This window comes from Algoriphagus sanaruensis (assembly GCF_001593605.1).
Lineage (GTDB): Bacteria > Bacteroidota > Bacteroidia > Cytophagales > Cyclobacteriaceae > Algoriphagus > Algoriphagus sanaruensis.
This window is the reverse complement of the sequence record NZ_CP012836.1, coordinates 224174-244064: the sequence shown is the minus strand read 5'-3', so window position 1 is coordinate 244064 and position 19891 is coordinate 224174. Positions and strand designations below refer to the sequence as shown.

General features: G+C 42.1%; 19 protein-coding genes and 1 tRNA gene. 12 read left to right on the top strand and 8 right to left on the bottom strand.

The genetic code is table 11. From position 1 onward, the window contains the following. The 3 genes from AO498_RS01155 to AO498_RS01145 all read left to right on the top strand — a co-directional run bounded on the left by AO498_RS01155 (position 1) and on the right by AO498_RS01145 (position 3394). Positions 1-1737: a M14 family metallopeptidase gene (locus tag AO498_RS01155; RefSeq protein ID WP_102135898.1), complete on the top strand. Its 1737-nt coding sequence runs from the start codon at positions 1-3 to the stop codon at positions 1735-1737. Positions 1738-1919: 182 nt separating this feature from the next. Continuing rightward, complete coding sequence (locus AO498_RS01150) at positions 1920-2492, top strand: flavodoxin family protein (RefSeq protein WP_067550172.1); 573 nt, start codon at positions 1920-1922, stop codon at positions 2490-2492. Continuing rightward, positions 2489-3394 carry a lipid A deacylase LpxR family protein gene (locus AO498_RS01145; RefSeq protein WP_067542570.1) on the top strand — a complete coding sequence of 302 codons (906 nt, stop codon included), beginning with the start codon at positions 2489-2491 and terminating at the stop codon, positions 3392-3394. Before AO498_RS01150 ends, AO498_RS01145 begins: the two co-directional genes overlap by 4 nt. A 99-nt stretch (positions 3395-3493) precedes the next feature. Here the strand turns inward: AO498_RS01145 and AO498_RS01140 are convergent, their stop codons facing one another. From AO498_RS01140 to AO498_RS01115, 6 genes are all read right to left on the bottom strand, one after another. After that, positions 3494-4063 carry a hypothetical protein gene (locus AO498_RS01140; RefSeq protein WP_067542566.1) on the bottom strand — a complete coding sequence of 190 codons (570 nt, stop codon included), beginning with the start codon at positions 4061-4063 and terminating at the stop codon, positions 3494-3496. Positions 4064-4520: 457 nt separating this feature from the next. Continuing rightward, a complete protein-coding gene (locus AO498_RS01135) occupies positions 4521-5000 on the bottom strand; it encodes a DUF4252 domain-containing protein (RefSeq protein ID WP_067550170.1) in 480 nt (159 codons plus the stop codon). 18 nt (positions 5001-5018) lie between these two features. Beyond that, positions 5019-5561: a DUF4252 domain-containing protein gene (locus AO498_RS01130; RefSeq protein ID WP_067542561.1), complete on the bottom strand. Its 543-nt coding sequence runs from the start codon at positions 5559-5561 to the stop codon at positions 5019-5021. Next, the gene (locus tag AO498_RS01125; protein ID WP_067542559.1) at positions 5558-5992 is read right to left on the bottom strand and encodes a hypothetical protein; all 435 of its coding nucleotides are present in this window, start codon (positions 5990-5992) and stop codon (positions 5558-5560) included. The genes AO498_RS01130 and AO498_RS01125 overlap by 4 nt, the downstream gene beginning before the upstream one ends. After that, entirely contained in the window at positions 5989-6480 is a 492-nt protein-coding gene (locus AO498_RS01120; protein WP_067542557.1) for an RNA polymerase sigma factor, read from the bottom strand. Before AO498_RS01120 ends, AO498_RS01125 begins: the two co-directional genes overlap by 4 nt. Before the next feature lie 261 nt (positions 6481-6741). Further along, positions 6742-6814: transfer RNA gene (locus tag AO498_RS01115), tRNA-Phe, on the bottom strand. Positions 6815-6917: 103 nt separating this feature from the next. Between AO498_RS01115 and AO498_RS01110 the strand changes: the two genes are divergently transcribed. The 5 genes from AO498_RS01110 to AO498_RS01090 all read left to right on the top strand — a co-directional run bounded on the left by AO498_RS01110 (position 6918) and on the right by AO498_RS01090 (position 12134). Next, entirely contained in the window at positions 6918-8252 is a 1335-nt protein-coding gene (locus tag AO498_RS01110; protein ID WP_067542546.1) for a 4Fe-4S dicluster domain-containing protein, read from the top strand. Positions 8253-8373: 121 nt separating this feature from the next. After that, positions 8374-9165, top strand: coding sequence for a (Fe-S)-binding protein (locus tag AO498_RS01105; RefSeq protein WP_067542544.1), 792 nt, complete (start codon positions 8374-8376; stop codon positions 9163-9165). A 77-nt stretch (positions 9166-9242) separates the two neighbouring features. After that, on the top strand, positions 9243-9731 hold the full coding sequence (locus AO498_RS01100) for a hypothetical protein (RefSeq protein ID WP_067542543.1): 489 nt from the start codon (positions 9243-9245) through the stop codon (positions 9729-9731). A gap of 37 nt (positions 9732-9768) precedes the next feature. Beyond that, positions 9769-11700, top strand: a complete 1932-nt coding sequence (locus AO498_RS17365) for a CHU_0125 family OmpA-like outer membrane integrity protein (RefSeq protein WP_067542536.1) — start codon at positions 9769-9771, stop codon at positions 11698-11700. Between the two features lie 5 nt (positions 11701-11705). Beyond that, positions 11706-12134 carry a DUF5946 family protein gene (locus AO498_RS01090; protein WP_202814236.1) on the top strand — a complete coding sequence of 143 codons (429 nt, stop codon included), beginning with the start codon at positions 11706-11708 and terminating at the stop codon, positions 12132-12134. 46 nt (positions 12135-12180) lie between these two features. On the opposite strand, the gene AO498_RS01085 is transcribed toward AO498_RS01090, so the two are convergent. Next, positions 12181-15123 (bottom strand): glycoside hydrolase family 3 N-terminal domain-containing protein, encoded by a 2943-nt coding sequence (locus AO498_RS01085; RefSeq protein WP_067542530.1) that lies wholly within the window; start codon positions 15121-15123, stop codon positions 12181-12183. A 255-nt stretch (positions 15124-15378) separates the two neighbouring features. On the opposite strand from AO498_RS01085, the gene AO498_RS01080 reads away from it, so the two are divergent. The 4 genes from AO498_RS01080 to AO498_RS01065 are packed head-to-tail and all read left to right on the top strand — an operon-like array spanning position 15379 to position 19352. Then, on the top strand, positions 15379-15774 hold the full coding sequence (locus AO498_RS01080; RefSeq protein WP_067542527.1) for a hypothetical protein: 396 nt from the start codon (positions 15379-15381) through the stop codon (positions 15772-15774). Then, positions 15771-17615 (top strand): DNA mismatch repair endonuclease MutL, encoded by a 1845-nt coding sequence (mutL, locus tag AO498_RS01075; protein ID WP_067542518.1) that lies wholly within the window; start codon positions 15771-15773, stop codon positions 17613-17615. The genes AO498_RS01080 and mutL overlap by 4 nt, the downstream gene beginning before the upstream one ends. Position 17616: 1 nt before the next feature. After that, complete coding sequence (locus AO498_RS01070) at positions 17617-18405, top strand: rhomboid family intramembrane serine protease (RefSeq protein WP_067542515.1); 789 nt, start codon at positions 17617-17619, stop codon at positions 18403-18405. 2 nt (positions 18406-18407) lie between these two features. Further along, positions 18408-19352, top strand: coding sequence for a rhomboid family protein (locus tag AO498_RS01065; RefSeq protein ID WP_067542512.1), 945 nt, complete (start codon positions 18408-18410; stop codon positions 19350-19352). Positions 19353-19385: 33 nt separating this feature from the next. Here AO498_RS01065 and AO498_RS01060 read toward each other — a convergent pair whose 3' ends face one another. Further along, positions 19386-19856, bottom strand: coding sequence for a hypothetical protein (locus AO498_RS01060; RefSeq protein WP_148660170.1), 471 nt, complete (start codon positions 19854-19856; stop codon positions 19386-19388). Positions 19857-19891 lie beyond the last annotated feature (35 nt).

The window sequence follows — 19891 nt, the reverse complement described above, 5'->3', positions numbered from 1 at the left end:
ATGAATTTGAAAAACACACTAGTTGCCCTGGCTTTGGGAGCATTAAGTCTGGGTTCGATGGAAGTAGCCGCTCAACAAGAAAATTATTTTAGAGCGATAGGTACTCCGCATAAGCCAAAGGTGGAAATCGCCTGGAACAGGTATTATAGTGCTGAAGGTCTATGGGACTGGATGAAAAAGATTGCCGCTGCACATCCCAATTTGGCGAAAGTCGAATCAATCGGAAAATCAGTGGAGGGAAGGGATATCCTGACCATTACGATTACAGATTTTTCTACAGGGAAGGATACCGACAAGCCAGCCATGTGGATTGATGGAAATATTCACTCCAACGAAATTCAAGGTGGAGAATTTTCACTTTACCTCGCCTGGTACTTGACCGAAATGCAGGCTGATAATGAATTTGTCAAACAATTGCTTAAGGATAAGACCTTCTATATCACTCCGACTATCAATCCGGATGCTCGAAATAACTTCTTTAAGGAGCCAAATACAGCGAATACGCCTCGCTCTGGGATGCTAGTCCTAGACAATGACGGGGATGGAGAAGCTGGTGAGGACCGAATGGATGATTTGGATGGAGATGGAAACATTACCATGATGATTCGAAAATCATCCACTGGTAGATTCATCAAAGATCCGCTTGATCCTCGGAAATTGATTCAAGTTGGGCCAGATGAAGTAGGTGAATATGAAATGCTGGGTCAGGAAGGATTGGACAATGATGGGGATGGCGAAGTCAATGATGATGGCATCGGATACTACGATCCCAACCGGGATTGGGGATGGAACTGGCAGCCGGATTACATTCAGCGTGGTGCCTTAAAATATCCATTTACCCTTCCCGAAAACCGTTCAATTATGGAGTTTGTGATGAAGCATCCGAATATTGCTGCGGCTCAAAGTTTCCACAATTCAGGCGGGATGATTCTTCGCGGACCAGGGGCTGAAGAAGATGTCAATACTTATAACCGAGAAGATATCCGGATTTATGACGCGATTGGAAATGTTGGTGCAGAGATCATTCCAGGTTATCGTTACATCGTGGTGTACAAGGATTTGTATTCCGTATTTGGTGGTGAATTGGATTGGTTTTATGGAAATAGAGGAATTTTCACCTATTCCAATGAGCTGATGGTTCCTTACCTGTATTTTCATAAAAATGAAGGAAGAGGAAATCAAGATGAGCAATTTAAAGTGGATGAGTTGCTGACTTTTGGTGATGCCTTTGTCAATTGGAAAGAATACAACCATCCTCAATTTGGAACAGTCGAAATCGGCGGGTTCAAAAAGACCTTTGGGCGTGCTCATCCTGGATTTTTATTGGAACAGGATGCTCACCGAAATGCAGCTTTCACGATTTTCCATGGATACCACACGCCCAAACTTTCTGTCAGAGAAGTCAAGGAAGAAGACCTCGGAGGAGGTTTGAAGGCAATCACCGCGACTATCTTCAATGAGCGAATGATTCCAACCCACGCCAGTCAAGACTTAAAGCATCGGATAGAGCGTCCAGATTACGTGACGATCACTGGAGCTAAAGTAGTAGCAGGATTTGTGGTTGAAGATGAAGACATGAAAAAATTCAACGAACAGAAATCCTCTCCTGAAAAGATCGCAGTGGAGAATATTCCAGGGATGGGAGCTGTCAAAGTTCGATGGATTGTTTCATCAGGCTCTAATTTTACGATCACGGTTGATTCTGCAAAAGGAGGTAAAGCTTCTTGGAAAAAATAAGTGACTTGAATTCGTAATAAATTCCGAGTAAAAATCCCCATTTCAGAAATGAGATGGGGATTTTCATTTTCAGTTGGTCCACTCCCTTCGTATGGATGAATTAAACAATCACTCCAAAAGGAATGGTTGGAATTCAGATTTTCAGCTTATTTTTCTCCAAATTTCACGCACAAACTATTTCTATGTTCCGATCATTTCTGTTGGCTTTCTTTTTAAGCATTTGGTCGAATTTTAGTTTCGCCCAGCGCCAACCTTCGATTTTGATTACTTACTATTCTCAATCAGGGAATACAAAAGCAATGGCAGAAGCGATTTTTGAGGGAGCTACCTCCGTTTCAGGCGTTGTGCCTAAAATCAGACCCATCGAGGAAGTAAGCACGCAAGATTTACTTGATGCCAATGCGATCATCTTTGGTTCTCCGGTTTACAATTCCAATGTGGCACCTGAGGTATTGGAATTTATGAATTCGTGGCCATTTGAAGGTAGGCCTTTAAAGAATAAACTTGGTGCCGCTTTCGCTACAGGTGGAGGAATTTCGATTGGGGAAGAAGGCGTGATGCTGGATATTTTAAGAGGGATGCTAATCCATGGAATGATCGTGCTAGGAGGTGACCAAGTGGAAGCTTCCTTTGGGGCTTCTGGAGTTACAGGAGAAAGCCCTTTTGATTCTGGTCAATTGGATCCACTTTTTTTGGAAAAAGGCCGGGGATTGGGTAGAAGAGTCGCAGAAACAGCCAAGCGCTTTCAAGAATGACAAGTAAGGATTTAATTTTTTTCTTCAGCTTTTTGATAGGAATTGCAGTGGATGGGTTTGCAAGTTCCGATTCACTTCGTAAAAGTCAGGTTTCTGTCCGATTGGATAATGATGCATTTATCCCGGGTAGAATGGACCGTTATTACAGTAGCGGAATCAAAGTGGATTTTTATCAGTATTTGAGCCAGGGGAAAAGTTGGTCAATTACGATGGGTAAGGAAATGTATACCCCAGACTTAAAAAAAGATAGAAGCCTCGTCCCATTTGAACGACCATTTGCTGGGATGATTTTTTTGGAACCGGGAATCCAATGGCGAAAAAGTCGCTGGTTTTATGAATTCAGTGCTTTGGGAGGTTTATTGGGGCCTCAGTCTGGAATTGGAAATCTTCATCGATGGTATCATGAATTGGCAGGGTTTCCCAAGCCAGAGGGATGGGAAGAACAGCTTTCGAATGCAGTTTTAGGGAATATTTTTGCCGGAGCTAAGGTTTATTTGGTAGGGAATTCTTTGGCGGATATCACGCTGGCAGGAAAAGCGGGATTTGGAAATTGGGATCAGAGCATCCAGGTGGGATCGATTTTCCGGCTTGGAAATTTATTGCCACTTCCCATTTCTCAGTTATCAGGAAGTCGAGTTGGATCAAGCGGAAAAAGTGCAGAACAATATTTTCAGCTCGGTTTTTTTGGTCGTCAGTCCTTTTGGAATGGAAGTGTTCAAGGAGGGGATTTCAAAAAGGATAGTGGGTTTTCAGCAAGTCGGAGCGGATGGGTTTGTTCAGGAGATCTTGTGTTAAACTTTCAGCATTTTGGGTTTTCTTATGGACTGACCTTCCAAAGCAAAGACGCTGTCAACGCCCAAAATCATGTTTTTGGGAAAATTGCCTTTCATTGGCTTTTTTGATTTCTAGATTGATTCTACGAAAGGTTGGTTTTCAGGAATAATCAAAAAAAATCCCCAATCAAGCGAATGATCGGGGATTAAAAATCAAGTTGGTTTAGCTTATCGAGCAGCTACGAAAGTTTCAAATCCAGAAGCAGTACTTACTCTAAAGCTGATAGAGTTAGGGAATCCTGGCTTTGCGATGGTATAGATTTTATGTAGACCTTGAGGATTGTCGACAGTTTCCGTATGGATCAATTTTTCTCCATCATAGATTTGAACTGTTACATCCTTTGCGGCAAGATTAGATACTAGCAATCTGTACTGATTATCTCCCATAGCAGTTACTCTTGAGAAGACTGCTGGCTTATTTTTGATTGCAGTATTGAAAGTTGCGGTTCTTAAAGTTCCGTTTTCATCTGCCACCTCAATAGAATATTCACCTGCTGGAAGAGCATTAAGGTCATAGCGCTTTGCAAAAGCTTCAGATTTGGTGATTCGATCTCTCAATACCAATCTGTTGTCTGAGTCTGTAATTTTTACAGTAAGGGCGGTATTTGGAGCTTCTGCCACGGCTACCATCACCTTAGCTGGCTCAGTTTGTCTGATTTCAACTGTTTTTTCGTCGTTGTAAGCGAACGCTCCTGATGCGATCCCCGCAACAAAAAGCATAGTCATGAATTTTTTCATTGTTTTAGTTGGTTTAATACGTGTTTGATTTTTCGATATGTAACCCTGGAACGGACTGTTCTCGCGAGGGGGTATTTTGGGTTACAGGGCCTTTGCGGTAATTCGAATTACATTACAAAGTTACTAAACGGGATCATTTTTGCAAAAGTTTCAATGAATGGTAAATAATATTTTCAAATTGTCAATGAAAAAGTGTTAAAAATGAAAAAAATATAAAATCAGTCTGCAAACGATCGCGGGAAGTGTTGGATTTTGATGATTTGTCTTTTTAAAGAATTTAATTTTGAAAAAATGTAAAACACTAGAATGATGTCTGTACATGGGTTTTCCATAATTCGAATCCGCAATCGATTGTATGGAAATGAAGAATTTTTTACATTTTTTCAGTTTTTGCCAAAATCCCATAAAAAAGGCCCGAATTATCGGGCCTTGAGACTTGATTTCATCTTTGCAGATCTTAATTAAGGTGTGTTTTTGCTTTGGAAAGCATCTCTTGCGTAAAGCTTCCTTTTAATTCCACCACGATCAAACCTCCATCTTTTTCATCTCCGACGAGGATGACTAAATCGGATAAAGTACGGGCTCCTTTGCCAAAGATCATTACCCCACTTTTGCCTTCAGCGGCCTCCATGAGTAGATCGTAATTCTCTTTTGAGAGACTTTTTTGAAGTGATTTGTATTCAGTCATAGCAGGTACTCCATCCGGTAGGGTGAAAAAATTGAGTTTTTCTACGGATTTGGCTACGGTAGCCATGTCGTTTTTGTCCATATCAATTTTAAATCCTTCGGCGAAATTCATGAAGTTTCCTCCAAGTTCGAGGTGGAAAAAATCCTCATTTCCTTTGTATTTGTCTTTCAGTGAGGCGATACTTTTACTTTGAGCTTGAACACCTAGAATTAACGAAAATAGCGTGAGGGTAAGCAGTAGTTTTTTCATGATCATATATTGGTTTAGTTAAAATCGGTTCTTGGTTTTTGAGCCTTTATTGTATTGCTCCATTCCTGGGATGTTGGTTTTCTCTGCGAGCATATTGAGGTCATTGTAGGTGAATGTCCCTAGCATCGAGATTAATGAAAAGCTTGTGGTGCTGCCGGAGACCATCATCAATTCGCGAATAAGTCCGCCCTCTTCCCGAATCATGAACTTTAGGCTGCTGCTTTTATCTTGAACATCCATGAGTTCTTCGTATTTGTTACGAGTCAGTGTTCCAAGGGCCTCAGTGTATAAGGGTTTGCCATTCATTTCTTCTGAAGATAGAATTCGGATCCCTTTGATTTTTCCGATCAAGGCACCCAATTGCTCGGCATCGGCGTCTCCGTCGGCGTTATTTTTCAGAAATCCTCCCGCCATCTGCATCATCTTGGGCGAGATGTAGACTCTGGAAAATCGATCATCCTCCATGTATTTGGAGAAAAATCGTTGGATGGCATCGTCTTGAGCGAAGGCTTGGATTCCAAGACCCAAAACCAACAGGGCTAATGTGAATATCTTTTTCATCTTACTGGATTAGTTTGAAATAATTGATCGGTCGTATTGAGGTATTTTAAGTCTTGGAGTGGCTCCATGTGTTGCTGTCCTTTTGAAAGATTATTTTGAATCAAAGCAAGGGCTTCCATGACTTCTTGGTAGGCTAATTCTTCTTGTTTTTGGGTTTGATATCTTTCCCATAGCCCCCAAGTGCTGGCTAAAATGGCCAAAGAAGCTGCCCATCCCAGCCATTGCAATTGAATTCTTCGAGTGGGTCTTTGATCAGGAATCTTGACAGATTTTGGCTTTAGTCTTTGGTACTCATTCAAAATTCCAAACCAGGACTTTTCTTCCTCATAGCCTTTGGATTCTGTCAAAAGTGCTTTGAGCTCTTTTTCCTCTTCCAATGTGGTCTCTGCCTCCCAATATTTCTGGACTAATTCTTCGATTCTTGTCTTCATCGGGTAATTCCTTGGTTGATTAATTTTTCCCGTACTGTTTTTCGTGCTCTGTGAAGGTTGATTTTAACTTGATCTAAACTGATTTCAAGTTGGAGGGCAATTTCTTCGTAGCTCATTTCTTCTACCTCTCGCAGAAAGAAAACATCCTTTTGTTTTTGAGGTAATTGGTCGACTAGCCTAAAAATCAACTCCTCCTCTTCTTTGCTTTCTAGCGCATGAGTTTCTGGACTAGAAAATTCTTCAGTTCCATCCAGACTGCTCATCCTGCTTGATTTTCTGAAGTGCGTGAGGGTCTCATTCTTTAAGGTTTTCATCAACCATCCCCCTAGATTAGGATGGTCTTGGAGTTCCTTTTGACGCTCCACAGTTTTGGTGAAGACATTTTGAAGCAGATCTTCCGAGAGGTCCCGATCCTTGGTCCATAAATAGACCATCCGATAGAGCCTCCCTCTCAGTGGCCAGATATGTGCTTCGAAAAATGACTTCATTCTGGAAGATGATGCTTGAGTAAGGGAAAAGTTACACTTGTCTAAAAAAAAGTTGAATTTTTTTTCAACCTAGGCTGAATTGGAAAGGTTTTACTCCTTGAATCCGTCTTTAAATCAGGTAGATTGAATTTAAATTATTCTAAAAATAGTATGCATGCAGACTATTTTATATTTTGGCAGTAATGAAAACGCGATGGATAGTGACAGGATTGAAGAGCGAAAAGGGCAAAAAAAATCCCGATCCTTGTGGGATCGGGATTGTGGTGATGAGTGGACTCGAACCACCGACTCACGGATTTTCAGTCCGATGCTCTACCAACTGAGCTACATCACCGTCGTTTAAAGTGTTGCAAAGGTAGAAATTTGAATATTCCACACAAATCCTTTTCAGAAAAAAATAAGCCCAAATTTTAATAAAACTAGTTAATCCGATCAATATGAGCATTTTACCACAACTTGCATTTGTGCTGATTTTAGGCTTTGCGGGGTATATTTTGAGCAAACGGATCAAATTTCTTCGAAGAAACATCCTCCTCGGTAAGGCAGAGTCCCGAAATGATCAAGCAAATTCGCGCTGGAAAACCATGCTACTTGTTGCTTTTGGTCAGCAGAAAATGTTTAAACGAGTGGTTCCTGCATTTTTGCATTTGCTCATTTATGTGGGTTTTTTGATTATCAATCTTGAGGTTTTGGAATTTGTGTTGGATGGGATTTTGGGGACCCATCGTCTTTTCGCTCCCGTCTTGGGAAGTGCTTACACTGTTGCCATCAATAGTTTTGAGTTTTTAGCGGTAGCAGTTCTCATTTCATGTCTGGCTTTTTTGATTCGCAGAAATGTTATGAAAGTCGAAAGGTTTACTAAACCTGAGCTAAAAGGATGGCCAGCGATGGATGCCAATTTGATTTTAGTGATTGAGATTATCTTGATGTTTGCCATTCTGACGATGAATGCCACCGATCAGATTTTAGCAGGAAGAGGAGACTCCCATTATATCGCCCTTGGACCTTTGTTTTTCAGTAGCTTTTTGAAGCCTCTGTATGAGGGTTTTTCTGATGGCGCACTCGTTTTTATTGAACGATTTGCCTGGTGGTTTCATATTGTTGGCATTTTGGCTTTTGCTGTCTATGTCACCTATTCCAAACACCTCCATATTTTCTTGGCCTTCCCAAATACTTGGTACTCCAATTTGAAGGCAAAAGGCGAAATGCAAAACATGCCTGAGGTGACCAATGAAGTGAATATGATGCTTGGACTTCCTGTTGAAAATTCAGAAAATCCACCTGCAGAAATAGGTCGATTTGGAGCAAAGGACATCAATGATTTGAGTTGGATCAATGTGCTCAATGCCTATTCCTGTACGGAATGTGGTCGATGTACTTCAGAATGTCCTGCGAATTTGACGGGGAAGAAGCTTTCTCCCCGAAAAATCATGATGGATGTTCGTGATCGGGCAGAGGAAGTAGGAAAAAGTCTTGATTCTGGAGGTCCAGGGCTGGCTGATGGCAAGTCCCTTTTGGGTGATTACATTACCAAAGAGGAAATCAATGCATGTACTAGTTGCAACGCATGTGTCGAAGCTTGTCCAGTCAATATTGATCCCTTATCGATCATTTTGCAAATGCGGCGCTATGTCGCTATGGAGGAATCTGGAACTCCCGCCCAATGGAATGCCATGTTCCAAAATATGGAGACCGCGTTTTCTCCTTGGAAGTTTAGTCCATCAGATCGGTTTAATTGGGCGGATAAAGTAAAAGAAGAGGAAATGAAGTAGTGGAAGGGAGGATATCAGATGACCCAAGAAATCAGGAAAGTTGAATGTCTGAATTTCGAGAAAAGGTCAAAAGCTTCTCAGCCCTTCGTAAATCGTAATTTTAAAATCGTAAATCCAAATTATGTCTACCTATAAAGTTCCAACCATGGCCGAAATGGCCTCCAATGGCCAAACGCCTGAAGTCTTATTTTGGGTAGGTTGTGCCGGTTCTTTTGATGAGCGATACAAAGCAGTTACTCAGGCATTTGTCAAAATATTGAATAAAGTCGGAGTCAGTTTTGCGGTACTGGGTCCGGAAGAAACGTGCACGGGAGACCCGGCACGACGGGCTGGAAATGAGTTTCTTTTTCAAATGCAGGCTGTTGCAAATATCCAAGTGATGAATGGGTATGAAGTCAAAAAAGTAGTAACAGCTTGCCCGCATTGTTTTAATACAATCAAGAATGAATATCCGGCTCTAGGCGGAAACTATGAGGTCATTCATCATTCTCAGTTTTTACAGCAGTTGATTAATGAAGGCAAAGTTCGCCTTCAGGGTGGCGGAGAGTTTAAGGGTAAAAAGATCACTTTTCACGATTCCTGCTACCTCGGTCGTGCGAATGATGTTTATGAAGCTCCGCGTGAGGTCATCAAGGCCCTCGATGTCGAACTCGTGGAAATGAAGCGCTGCCGAACAAAAGGTCTTTGCTGTGGTGCTGGTGGAGCACAAATGTTTAAAGAACCTGAAGCAGGTAAAAAGGATATTAATATCGAGCGAACTGAAGAAGCTCTAGCGACAGGAGCCCAGGCTATTGCCGTTGGATGTCCGTTTTGCCTCACCATGATGACCGATGGGGTAAAGAATAAAGAGCGAGAAGCAGAGGTCAAAGTTTATGACTTAGCAGAAATGATTGCTAAGGAAATGGGGATTTAGGCGATTTTGAATGAATCAATTCGACCCTTTTTGCCGTTATGCAGAAAGGGTTTTTCTTTGATCCATAAATTAGAATCATGTTTCTACCATTTAATCAACTTCCGGATAATTCTCGGGTTTGGGTGTACCAAGCCGAGCGAAGTCTAAGCGAAAAAGAATTGGATATCATTCGTCAAAAATTGCTTCGATTCTGTGAAGGCTGGAATACCCATGGAAATGGGATGCCTACCTCGTTTGAAATTTTTGATCATCAAATTCTAGTTTTGGCTGTAGATGAAAGTGGACTGGGAGCCAGTGGCTGCTCGATCGACAGTTCGGTCCGTATTCTTCGGGAACTGGAATCGATGCTAGGAATTAATTTAACAGATCAAGGGAAAGTAAGTGTTCGAACCAATCAGGGATCAGTAAAAGTCTTTCCAGCTTTGGGAATGAAAAGTAAAGTGCAAGGTGGAGAGTTGACTCTGGAGGAAGAAGTGATCAATCCCATGATCCGTACCAAAGCCGATCTTCAACAACTTTGGCAGCCTATCCGAAATAGCTGGCTGAACAAATACTTTCCAAATTAATTAGTAATATTCAGGACTAGACCGACCATCTAAACTCATGAGAAAGCATTTTTTCTGGATATCCTCACTCATTCTTCTTGGCTTAGGAAGTTGCAAGAGCTTGGTGGAAAAAGGAGATAACCAATTCCTTTCCGGCCAGTATCAATATGCTATCTCCACCTTTGGCCAGATTCTTCAGGAAGATTCAACTAATCTGAAGGCAAACCAAGTCGTGGCCGAGAGTTATCGCCTATCTAATCGAATCGAAAAGGCCGCTCCATATTATAAACAGGTAGTGGAGCAAGAGCCGGACTTCAACAATTTTTTCTTTTTGGGCCAAAGTTTGAAAGCCCAACAAAATAATCAGGCCGCAGTAGAAGCCTTTGAAAAGGCAAAAACATACACCTCAGACGAAGCGCTTTTGGCGAGAGTGCAGCGGGAAATTGAGTCCATCAAATTAGCAGAAGGTATTGCCAATTATTGGCCTAATCACGTTTTAGTCAATTTCAAGGAATTGAACACCCCAGGAGCAGATTATGCGCCTGTAACCAGTGAAAACTTTTTCTATTTTACTTCTGCCCGTCAAGCATCTGGCATTTATCCTGCTACCGGAACTCCTTACACCAAACTTTTTAGAACAAGAGCTGAAGGTTTGAGAGTAGATGTGGGGGCAGTTCAGACGCTTCCAGAATTCAAAAACGAAGAAGGGCTAAATCAGGCCGCAATGGCCATCAGTCCAGATGGGAATACAATTATTTATGCCAGAGGAAATTCAAATTCGTCCAAAGACCTTCCAGAGGTAGCACTTTTTGCATCCTATTTCCGAGGAGCTGGATTTACCCAACCAATCTGGATGCCCGTAAATGAAGACGAAAATTGGTGGAATTCTACGCCGGCTTTTAGCTCGGATGGGGCTGAGCTTTATTTTGCTTCCAATAGACCAGGGGGCTACGGGGGAATTGATTTATACAAGGCGACCAAATTAGCCAATGGCGACTTTGGAAACGCGGTCAACCTGGGTCCAACTATTAATACTCCAGGGAATGAATTATTTCCAAGACCAACGCCTGATGGGAAATTATTTTTTGCCTCAGATGGTCATCCTGGATATGGGAAATTGGATCTATTTGTAGCTGAAAAGAATGATTCTGGGGCACAAGTGATCAAAAACTTAGGTCAAAATTTCAACAGCAAAGACGATGATTTTGGGATTTTCTTCACCGAATATCCAAAAGTAGGCTTCATTTCTTCTAATCGGGAAGGTGGAGTAGGAGATGATGACATTTACTTTTTTGAAGACAAAACTCCAAAACCCAAAATTGTCAATGTTTTGCTAAACGTATTTGCAAAAGAAAAGAAGGACAATGGAACTGATGCTGCGATTTCGCAAGCCAGAATTGTTTTGTATGGGTCTGATAATAAGCAACAAGGTGGAGATTTCTCCAATACAAATGGGCGGGTAAGATTTACGATAGCTCCTGAGTCTGACTACACGATTATTGCCTCCAAAAATGGGTATTTCTCCAAATCGGTCCCTTTTACTACGAAAGGAAAAACTCCAGATCCTGCTAGCTTGATTCAAGAGGTAACCAACGTGACGCTGGATACGACTATTTATCTCGATCAGCTAATTCTTGAAAAAGCCATTGTACTTGAGAATATCTATTACGATCTGGATAAAGCAGAAATCCGATCCGACGCAGAAGTAGAGTTGGATAAATTGGTGAAGCTTCTTCAAGATAATCCAAGCATTCGAATCGAGCTTAGTTCGCATACCGATGCAAGATCCAGCGACGCCTACAATTTGGACCTTTCTCAGCGAAGAGCACAAAGTGCGGTGGATTACATTGTTTCCAAGGGAATTTCAGCGGATCGATTGGTGGCAAAAGGCTACGGAGAATCTCAGTTGATTATCAAAGATGCTCAGACCGAAGAGGAGCATCAGGTCAATCGACGAACCGAGTTTAAAGTGATCGAAATTAAGGAGTAATTCGAGTGACTCATCTAATGGCCGAGGAGGATAAATTGCTCCATGAACTTTCCTTTTACACCCTATCTCATGCTTCGCCTGATTTTATCCATCAGCAAATTGTAGATGCCTATGGTGCCCAATCTGCGAATGAGCACACCAAACCCATCCGAATCCTATTTTCTTTAGTAGGACTCTACTTACATGTTGAAGAGGGTTTTACAGGCAAGGAAGTCCAGCTTTTTCATCAAAAAATGGCAAGGCAAAAAAAGGCTTGGCCGGAATTGCACCTTCCGAAGTTTAGAGGAGAAATCAAAATCGAGGATGTATTGAAAGTCGCTCCGGGAGCAGATCGGGATCAAATGATTAGGTTGTGGAGTGAAGATGTTTGGAAGGCTTTTCAAGAAAATAGAACTACAATTATCGATTTGATTCAAGAGTATCGAGTAGATTGACATGAAAAAAGGGCTTTGATAATTTTATCAAAGCCCTTTTTTCATGTCATTTCTCTAAAGCTTCATAGATCAAGTCATGAATTTCTGTTCGTATCCCTTCCGACAATAGCTTGGTATTATTGCCATCAGGATATACCCGATTGGAGAGGAAAATATAGATCAAGTCATTTTCCGGATCAGCCCAAACGCAGGTGCCGGTGAACCCAGTATGACCGAAAGTACTTTTGGGAGCAAGTTTTCCAGCCGAACCTCCATTGCCTTTTTCAGGCTCAGGCTTATCCCATCCCCATCCTCTTCGACTCAGGTTGGATTGTCTTTTAGTAAAGGCAGAAACAGTCTCAGCTTTCATCAGGTTTTGATCACCATAGCGTCCCTTATTTAGCATGAGCTGCATCATTACTGCCAGATCATTGGCTTTCCCAAACAAACCCGCATGCCCTGCTACACCCCCAAACATTGCTGCTCCCGGATCGTGGACATAGCCACGAATTTGCCGCTTACGAAATGACACATCATCTTCGGTGGGGGCGATTTGTTCCAAAGGAATGGTGCGAGTAGGATTAAAGGTTAATGTCTTTAAGCCTAAAGGGGAATAGAAATTCTGCGCTAAAAACTCATCCAAAGGCTGGTTGACGATTCGTTCCACGACGGCTTGCATAAAATACATCGTCAAGTCAGAATATACATACTTCTTGGGCTTGGGTAAAAGGTCTGATTTCACCGTCCAAGTCCAAATGCTGTCTCGGAGCCCATCCATGGCAAACATATCATTAGAAACCGGTCTGGTAAAACCTGGAGCAGCACTTTCTCGGTAATACTCTGGTTTCCATTCTCCATTGGAAACTGTTTTTGCATAGTGTGGGATAAATGCTTTCAGGCCCGCTTCATGAGCTAGGACGTCTTTGATGATGAGATTGGCTTTATTCGTTCCTTTTAATTCTGGGAGATAATCCCCAAGGGTTTTGTCCATGTCCAATTCACCCCGGCTATGTAAGAACATCGCTGCTTGTGTAGTTGCCAATACTTTGGTCACAGATGCTAAATCGAATACTGTTTCCATCGTCATTGGCGCAGATTGTTGGTAATCCATGTAGCCATAGGATCGTTCAAACACGACTTTTCCATCTTTCACGATCAATACATTGGCTCCCGGCGCAGCTTGGATTTTGATCATTTTCTCGGCTACGGCATCTATTTTATTTAGCTTTTGGCTATTCAAGCCTACGCTTTCTGGAGTTCCATAGGTAAGACGATTGATAGATGGTAAAAACCCGCCGACTCCATGGGTAAAGTTTCCCCCCACAGTTACCGGTAAAATGCCTTTGGCAGGTCTTCCGCCAAATAATACTTGAGGGACTAGTCGCTGAGTCCATTCGGTGTTTTCATAAGCCAATACTACATTTTCAATCCCTTCAAGTGCTTTGGCAGCATAGGCGTTTCCGAATAGAATTGTGACCACTTTCTGACGCTTGCTCAAATTCCGGATCAACTGAATATCTCCTGGGGCAATTCCAAATGCTCGTTTGGGATTATTCGTAACTCCCATTAGACCTACGATGACCACATCGTAATCTTCCAGTTTTTTCATCAGCTGATAATGTTCTGATTCGGAAGAGGCTTTGGAAATCCAAAAGTGGTCTACAGGAGCATACTTGTTCAGTTGGGATTGAAGGGTTTTCCCAGGGTCATCGATACTCAAACTGGCAAATTTTTTCAAATCCAAGTTTCGAAAAGGGAGAAGATTGTCTTTGTTTGAAGCTACAGTAATCGATTCTGCAAAAAGCTTTTCGATGATGGCTTGAGTTTTTGGAGTGTTGATTCGTTCGGCAAGCAAATAGGTGTCCACAGGCCGATAGTGATTCAGTCCTGCCCAGTATTTCGCCTTTAGGATTTTCTTAACTCTCCGATCAATTTCTGCTTCAGTGATATCTCCATTTTCAACTGCCGCCTTGATGAGTTCTTTGGCTTTTGGGACATCTTGGGAATAAAGTAATACGTCGTTTCCTGCCAAAAGAGCTTTGAGATCAACGACTCCAGGTTGGTTTTGAATGGCTACTCCACGCATATTCAAAGCGTCTGTGAAAACCAAGCCCTGAAAATTCATTCTGTTTTTCAACAAATCTGTAACTACAGGTTTGGAGAGACTGGTCGGTATGCTTGTCCCCTGATTTAAACTTGGGACATCTAGATGGGCAACCATCACTGACATGAGATTTTCCCGAAATAGCCGCTGATAGGGATAAAGATCAACGTCCCAAATTCGTTTTTCAGCATGTTTTATCACAGGAAGGTCGTGATGACTATCTGTCTCTGTGTCTCCATGACCCGGAAAATGTTTCGCATTTGCAATGATGCCATGGTCCTGAAGTCCTTTCATATAGGCGACTGCCCGCTGGGTGACCATTTCTTTATTTTCTCCAAAAGCCCTGAATCCAATGACTGGGTTTTCAGGATTGGAATTGACATCCACTACCGGGGCAAAATTGATGTGCATTCCTAATTCTTTGAACTGATGGGCGATTTCTTCACCCATTTCATAGATCAACTTTGGGTTTTGGATGGCTCCCAGAGTCATGGCTTTTGGAAAATTCCAAATAGAATCCAGTCTCATCCCGACTCCCCATTCTGCATCCATGGCAATGAAAAGAGGAGTTTTAGCTTGTGCTTGGTAGTAATTGGTGAGACGAGCTTGACGATTAGGTCCACCTTGAAAAAAGATCAACCCTCCCAAATTCTCGTTTCTGACCAATTCACTGATTTCATCAATATGTTTTTGGTCTTTGTTGGAATATGCCGCCACCATAAAAAGTTGACCGAGTCGTTCTTCAAAAGTCAGAGCTTCAAAAACGCTATCCACCCAATGGGATTGGTCCATGAGATTTTCACTTTTGAGTGGGTCTTCATTGGGGGCAAACGGATCGGGCTTACCTGAAGAGAAAGCCGCAAGGATGATAAAAAATAGAATGAGTTTCCAGTACTTGGACTGCATAAGAGAAAGGGATTTTAATTCCTTAACTTTTGAAGTAAATTTGTCAGATAAGCACGCCTAACCGAGTGTGGTCTTTTACCCTTTGAGACTATTCGGGATTCCTTTTTCGGACCATTATGGAATTTACTAAACTTGGTCCAACAATGGGTCGTCCTATAGGTTAAATAACTTGAGGATTCTGATATTCGGTAGAATGGCTGGATTAACTGATCCTCACTTCAAAACGTGCAAATTCAGATTAAATTTGATGCGGCTATGAAATTCCCTTCCATTTTTAAAACATCTTCTCCACAGCGATTTGATATCAAGCCAAGATATTATGATCCCATTAAGGAAGAAATTGAGGAGCGAACTGCTCGGATCAAAAATGAATTAGTCGCGGAAGGATTGCTTGATAAAGAGGGGAATCCTGAAGGCCATGGAGCTACCATTCGAGGTTCCTTTTCCTCCTACAGAAGTATAAAGCCAAGACAAACCAGCCTTTTCAATTCGACTGCGATGATTCGCACTCTATTGTTTTTTGGGATGATTACCGCGGCATTTGGCTACATCTATATCGGCCCTGAAATCTTCACTTACCTTACCTATGGAGCTTTGATCCTAGGAGGAATTTACTTTTTCTTCAGAATCAAAAATAAAGGGAAACGATGAGTGATGTCATCCAACTGCTTCCCGATGCAATTGCCAATCAGATTGCAGCCGGAGAAGTAGTCCAACGTCCGGCTTCAGCATTAAAAGAACTTCTGGAAAATGCCGTAGATGCTGGCGCTACTCAAATTCAAGTGATCGTCAAAGAGGCAGGGAAGCAGCTCATTCAAGTGATTGATAATGGTAAAGGCATGTCTCCGACGGATGCGCGAATGTGTTTTGAGCGTCATGCGACTTCAAAAATTAGAACTTCACAAGATTTATTTGCAATTCGGACTTTCGGATTTCGTGGAGAGGCTCTCGCTTCCATTGCTGCCGTAGCCCAAGTCGAACTCAAATCCAGACAGTCTCATTCTGAGTTGGGAACCTTGATCCAAATTGAGGGTTCAGAAGTCAAGCGTCAAGAACCGACCGCCTCACCTGTTGGGACTTCTGTTGCCATGAAAAATCTGTTTTACAACGTGCCTGCGAGACGGAATTTTCTTAAATCCAATCCTGTCGAAATGCGACATATTGTGGAGGAATTTCAACGAGTGGCATTAGCACATCCGGAGATTTCATTTTCCCTTTATCAGCAAGATTTAGAAACGTACGCTCTACCAGCAGGCAAACTCAGTCAACGGATTGTTGGTCTTTTTGGGAAAAGTTACCAAGGCCAGCTTGTACCCTGCGAAGAGAATACTCCCCATGTAAATATCAAAGGGTATATCGGAAAGCCCGAACAGTCCAAAAAATCCCGAGGTGAACAGTTTTTCTTTGTCAATAATCGATATATCAAGAGTAGTTATCTCCACCATGCCGTGAGTACCGCATTTGAGGGATTGATTCCACAAGATCAACATCCTTTTTATGTGTTGTTTATGGAGATTGATCCTGCTCATATCGATATCAATGTCCATCCTACCAAAACTGAAATAAAGTTTGACGATGAACGAACGGTTTATGCTGTCATTCGATCTGCAGTCAAGCAGGCTTTAGGCGCACATCATGTTACCCCAGCTTTGGATTTTAGTATAGATGTCAATTTTCAAGAAAATTGGACTCAAAATCCGGAAACCAAAATTGAGGTTGACCGAGAGTATAGCTATAAGACGTTTAATACTCCTGAATTCAAAAAGACCTCAGTGTCTGGATGGGAAAAACTGTTTGAACAAGGCTCAGAACGAAAATTCATCCCCGAAATTCCTTCTAGAGAGCCCGAGCAGGAGATACTTACGTTTCCAAGCAGGGCATCCATGGAGGAGTCCAGATTAAAGCTTACGCCGGAAGAATCGGAATCCACAGGGACTACCTTTCAGGTTGAAATTAGTTATATCGTCGCTCAGATGTCCACAGGACTATTGATTGTAGATCAGCAGGCCGCCCATGAGCGGGTACTATATGAGCGATATTTTCGACAGCTCCAAGTTTCCCAGGGAGCTTCTCAACAATGCCTTTTTCCGCCTACACTTCAGCTAAATCCCTCAGATTTCGCCTTGGTGATGGATATGATTTCAGAGCTTCATAGCTTGGGTTTTATTGTGGAGGAGTTTGGAAAAGATACCATCTTGATTCAAGGAGTCCCTGCTGATGTCCAAGTAAAAAACGAGAAGGAGCTGTTTGAAGGACTTTTGGAACAGTTTAAAAACTTCAGAAACGAGCTTTCGTTGGATAAACGCGAGAATCTAGCTAGATCGATTGCCCGACGTTCTTCGATAAAGAAGGGGCAAAAATTGAATACGCAAGAGATGGAAACACTGGTAGGGCAGCTTTTTGCCTGCCAAAACCCCAATTATTCTCCTGGAGGGAACAAAACCTTCGTTAAATTGGATTTAAATAGCATTCACTCCTTTTTCGGAAAATAGCATGTTTAGAAATATTACGCCGGTAGTTAAGAATTTGCTAGTCATCAACATCTTGGTGTTTTTGGTTGCGAATTATTTTATGCCTGCTTTAGATGATTGGTTTGCGCTCTATAATATTCAAAGTGAGCTATTTAAACCCTTCCAGTTTTTGACGTACATGTTTATGCATGCCGATTTTTGGCACTTGCTCAGTAATATGTTTGGTCTTTTCGTGTTTGGTCCTTTGCTTGAGCAATTTCTAGGTCCCAAGAAATTATTCACCCTTTGGATGGTTTGCGGTGTAGGAGCAGGCGTATTGTATTCGGGCTATTCACTCGTTCAATACCGAGCATTAGAAGATAAAGTCTTGACCTTTGAGGCCAATCCTGATCCAGAGTATTTTAATAAGTTGGTGATTGAAAACAGAGGATATTTTACGCAAGAAGTTTTTGATTTTGTGGATCGATTTAGCCGAAATCCTGAAAATCCGGCTTACATCGAACAAGCAGAAGGCCTCCTTAAGGAAGTGCTTCGACTTCAAGATCATCCGATGGTTGGGGCTTCCGGGGCACTTTTTGGAATTCTGATTGCGTTTGGGATGCTCTTTCCAAATACTCAATTATTCTTGCTGTTTCCCCCCATGCCTGTGAAAGCCAAGTATTTAGTTCTGTTTTATGGGCTATATACCGTTTACAATGTGCTTCTAAATAGTCCTACGGACAACGTTGCTCATTTCGCGCATCTAAGCGGATTGGTCATTGGTGCAGTCTTGGTGTCTTATTGGAAAAAAGATAGAACTAGCTTTTATTAATTATGTACGGTGGGTTTTGGTATCAGCTTAGGAATGCATTTAATCAGCGAGACAATAGTCTCTACAAGCTGATTGCGATCAATGTGATTGTCTTTTTTGTAGTGCTGATTTTCCGTGTGTTTTTGACCATCGGTGGATTGGGAGGAGTTTACAAAGCCAGTCTCAGTTGGCTTATGATGCCTGCTTCTTTACCTAAGTTAGCCATCCAACCTTGGTCTGCTTTTACTTATATGTTTTTGCATGAGGGAGTATTTCATATTCTCTTCAATATGTTGTTTTTGTATTGGTTTGGACAGATCGTTTATCAGTATATCGGTAGCCGAAAACTCGCCAACTTATACATTCTCGGCGGTCTATTTGGAGCAGTATTTTATGTGTTGATCTACAATTTGGCACCTTATTTTAGCGGATCCGTCGATTCCTCGATGATGTTAGGTGCAAGTGCTGGTGTATTTGCCGTGGTTGTTGGGGCGGCTACCTTAACTCCCAATACCACTTTCTTTCTTTTGCTGATTGGCCCGGTTCGGATCGTTTATATTGCTGCTTTTTATGTAATTCTTTCATTTGCAAATTCAATTGGAGCGAATGCAGGAGGGGAATTGTCCCACCTTGGAGGGGCACTTTTGGGATATTTGTATATCGTGCAGTTGCGCAAAGGGCGAGACTTGGGTGTTCCTGTCCAAAAAGTAGGACTCTTTTTTGAAGGGCTTTTTTCGAAAAGGAGTAAAGTGAAAGTCAGCTATCGTAAAGCTAAAGCTGCTGCTGAAAGTGCCAGCTATACCACTCGACCGACTGCTTCTGGCACAAGTTCCTCTCCCAAAACCTCAAAAACGGAATTGGCCACTCAAGAAGAAATTGATCGGATTTTGGATAAAATTGCCGAACGAGGATACGAGGCGCTCAGTAAGGATGAAAAGAGAAAATTATTTGAGTTTAGCAAAAAATAAGGGAAGCCATCGCTTCCCTTATTTTTTGTCTTATTAGAGTGGAAATGCCAACCCAAATCTGAAATAGGTTTGCCGAAATCCCTGACTTTGAAATTTGAATTCGGTACTTAATGCCACCCATTCGGTGAGTGGAATCACTGCCCCAACTCCGACATTGGCTCCGCTGGAGCTTTGCTTGGTTCCCGCTGTTCCCGGATTGTTGTTTTGGGTAGTCAAACTGTAGCCGGTTAGTACATATACTGGCGAAGCTCCTGTTGTCAAATAGTACCTAAGGTCAGCTGAAAAATTGCTTGCGCTGCCTACCATCGGAAAAATTCGGGTATAATGAGGCATCAAGGCGAATTTATCGGCGAAGAAATACTCCCATCCCGCGCCGACTCCCCATTCGTCGAAACGTAGTCCATATTGTCCAAGAACATGAACCCTGGAATCCCCAACTTCTTGGGCGGAAACAAACTGGGCAGAGCAAGCCCAAATCATTAGAATGAAGAATATTTTTCGCATGTGAGCCATTTTGGGAAGAAGTTAAACCTGTTTGA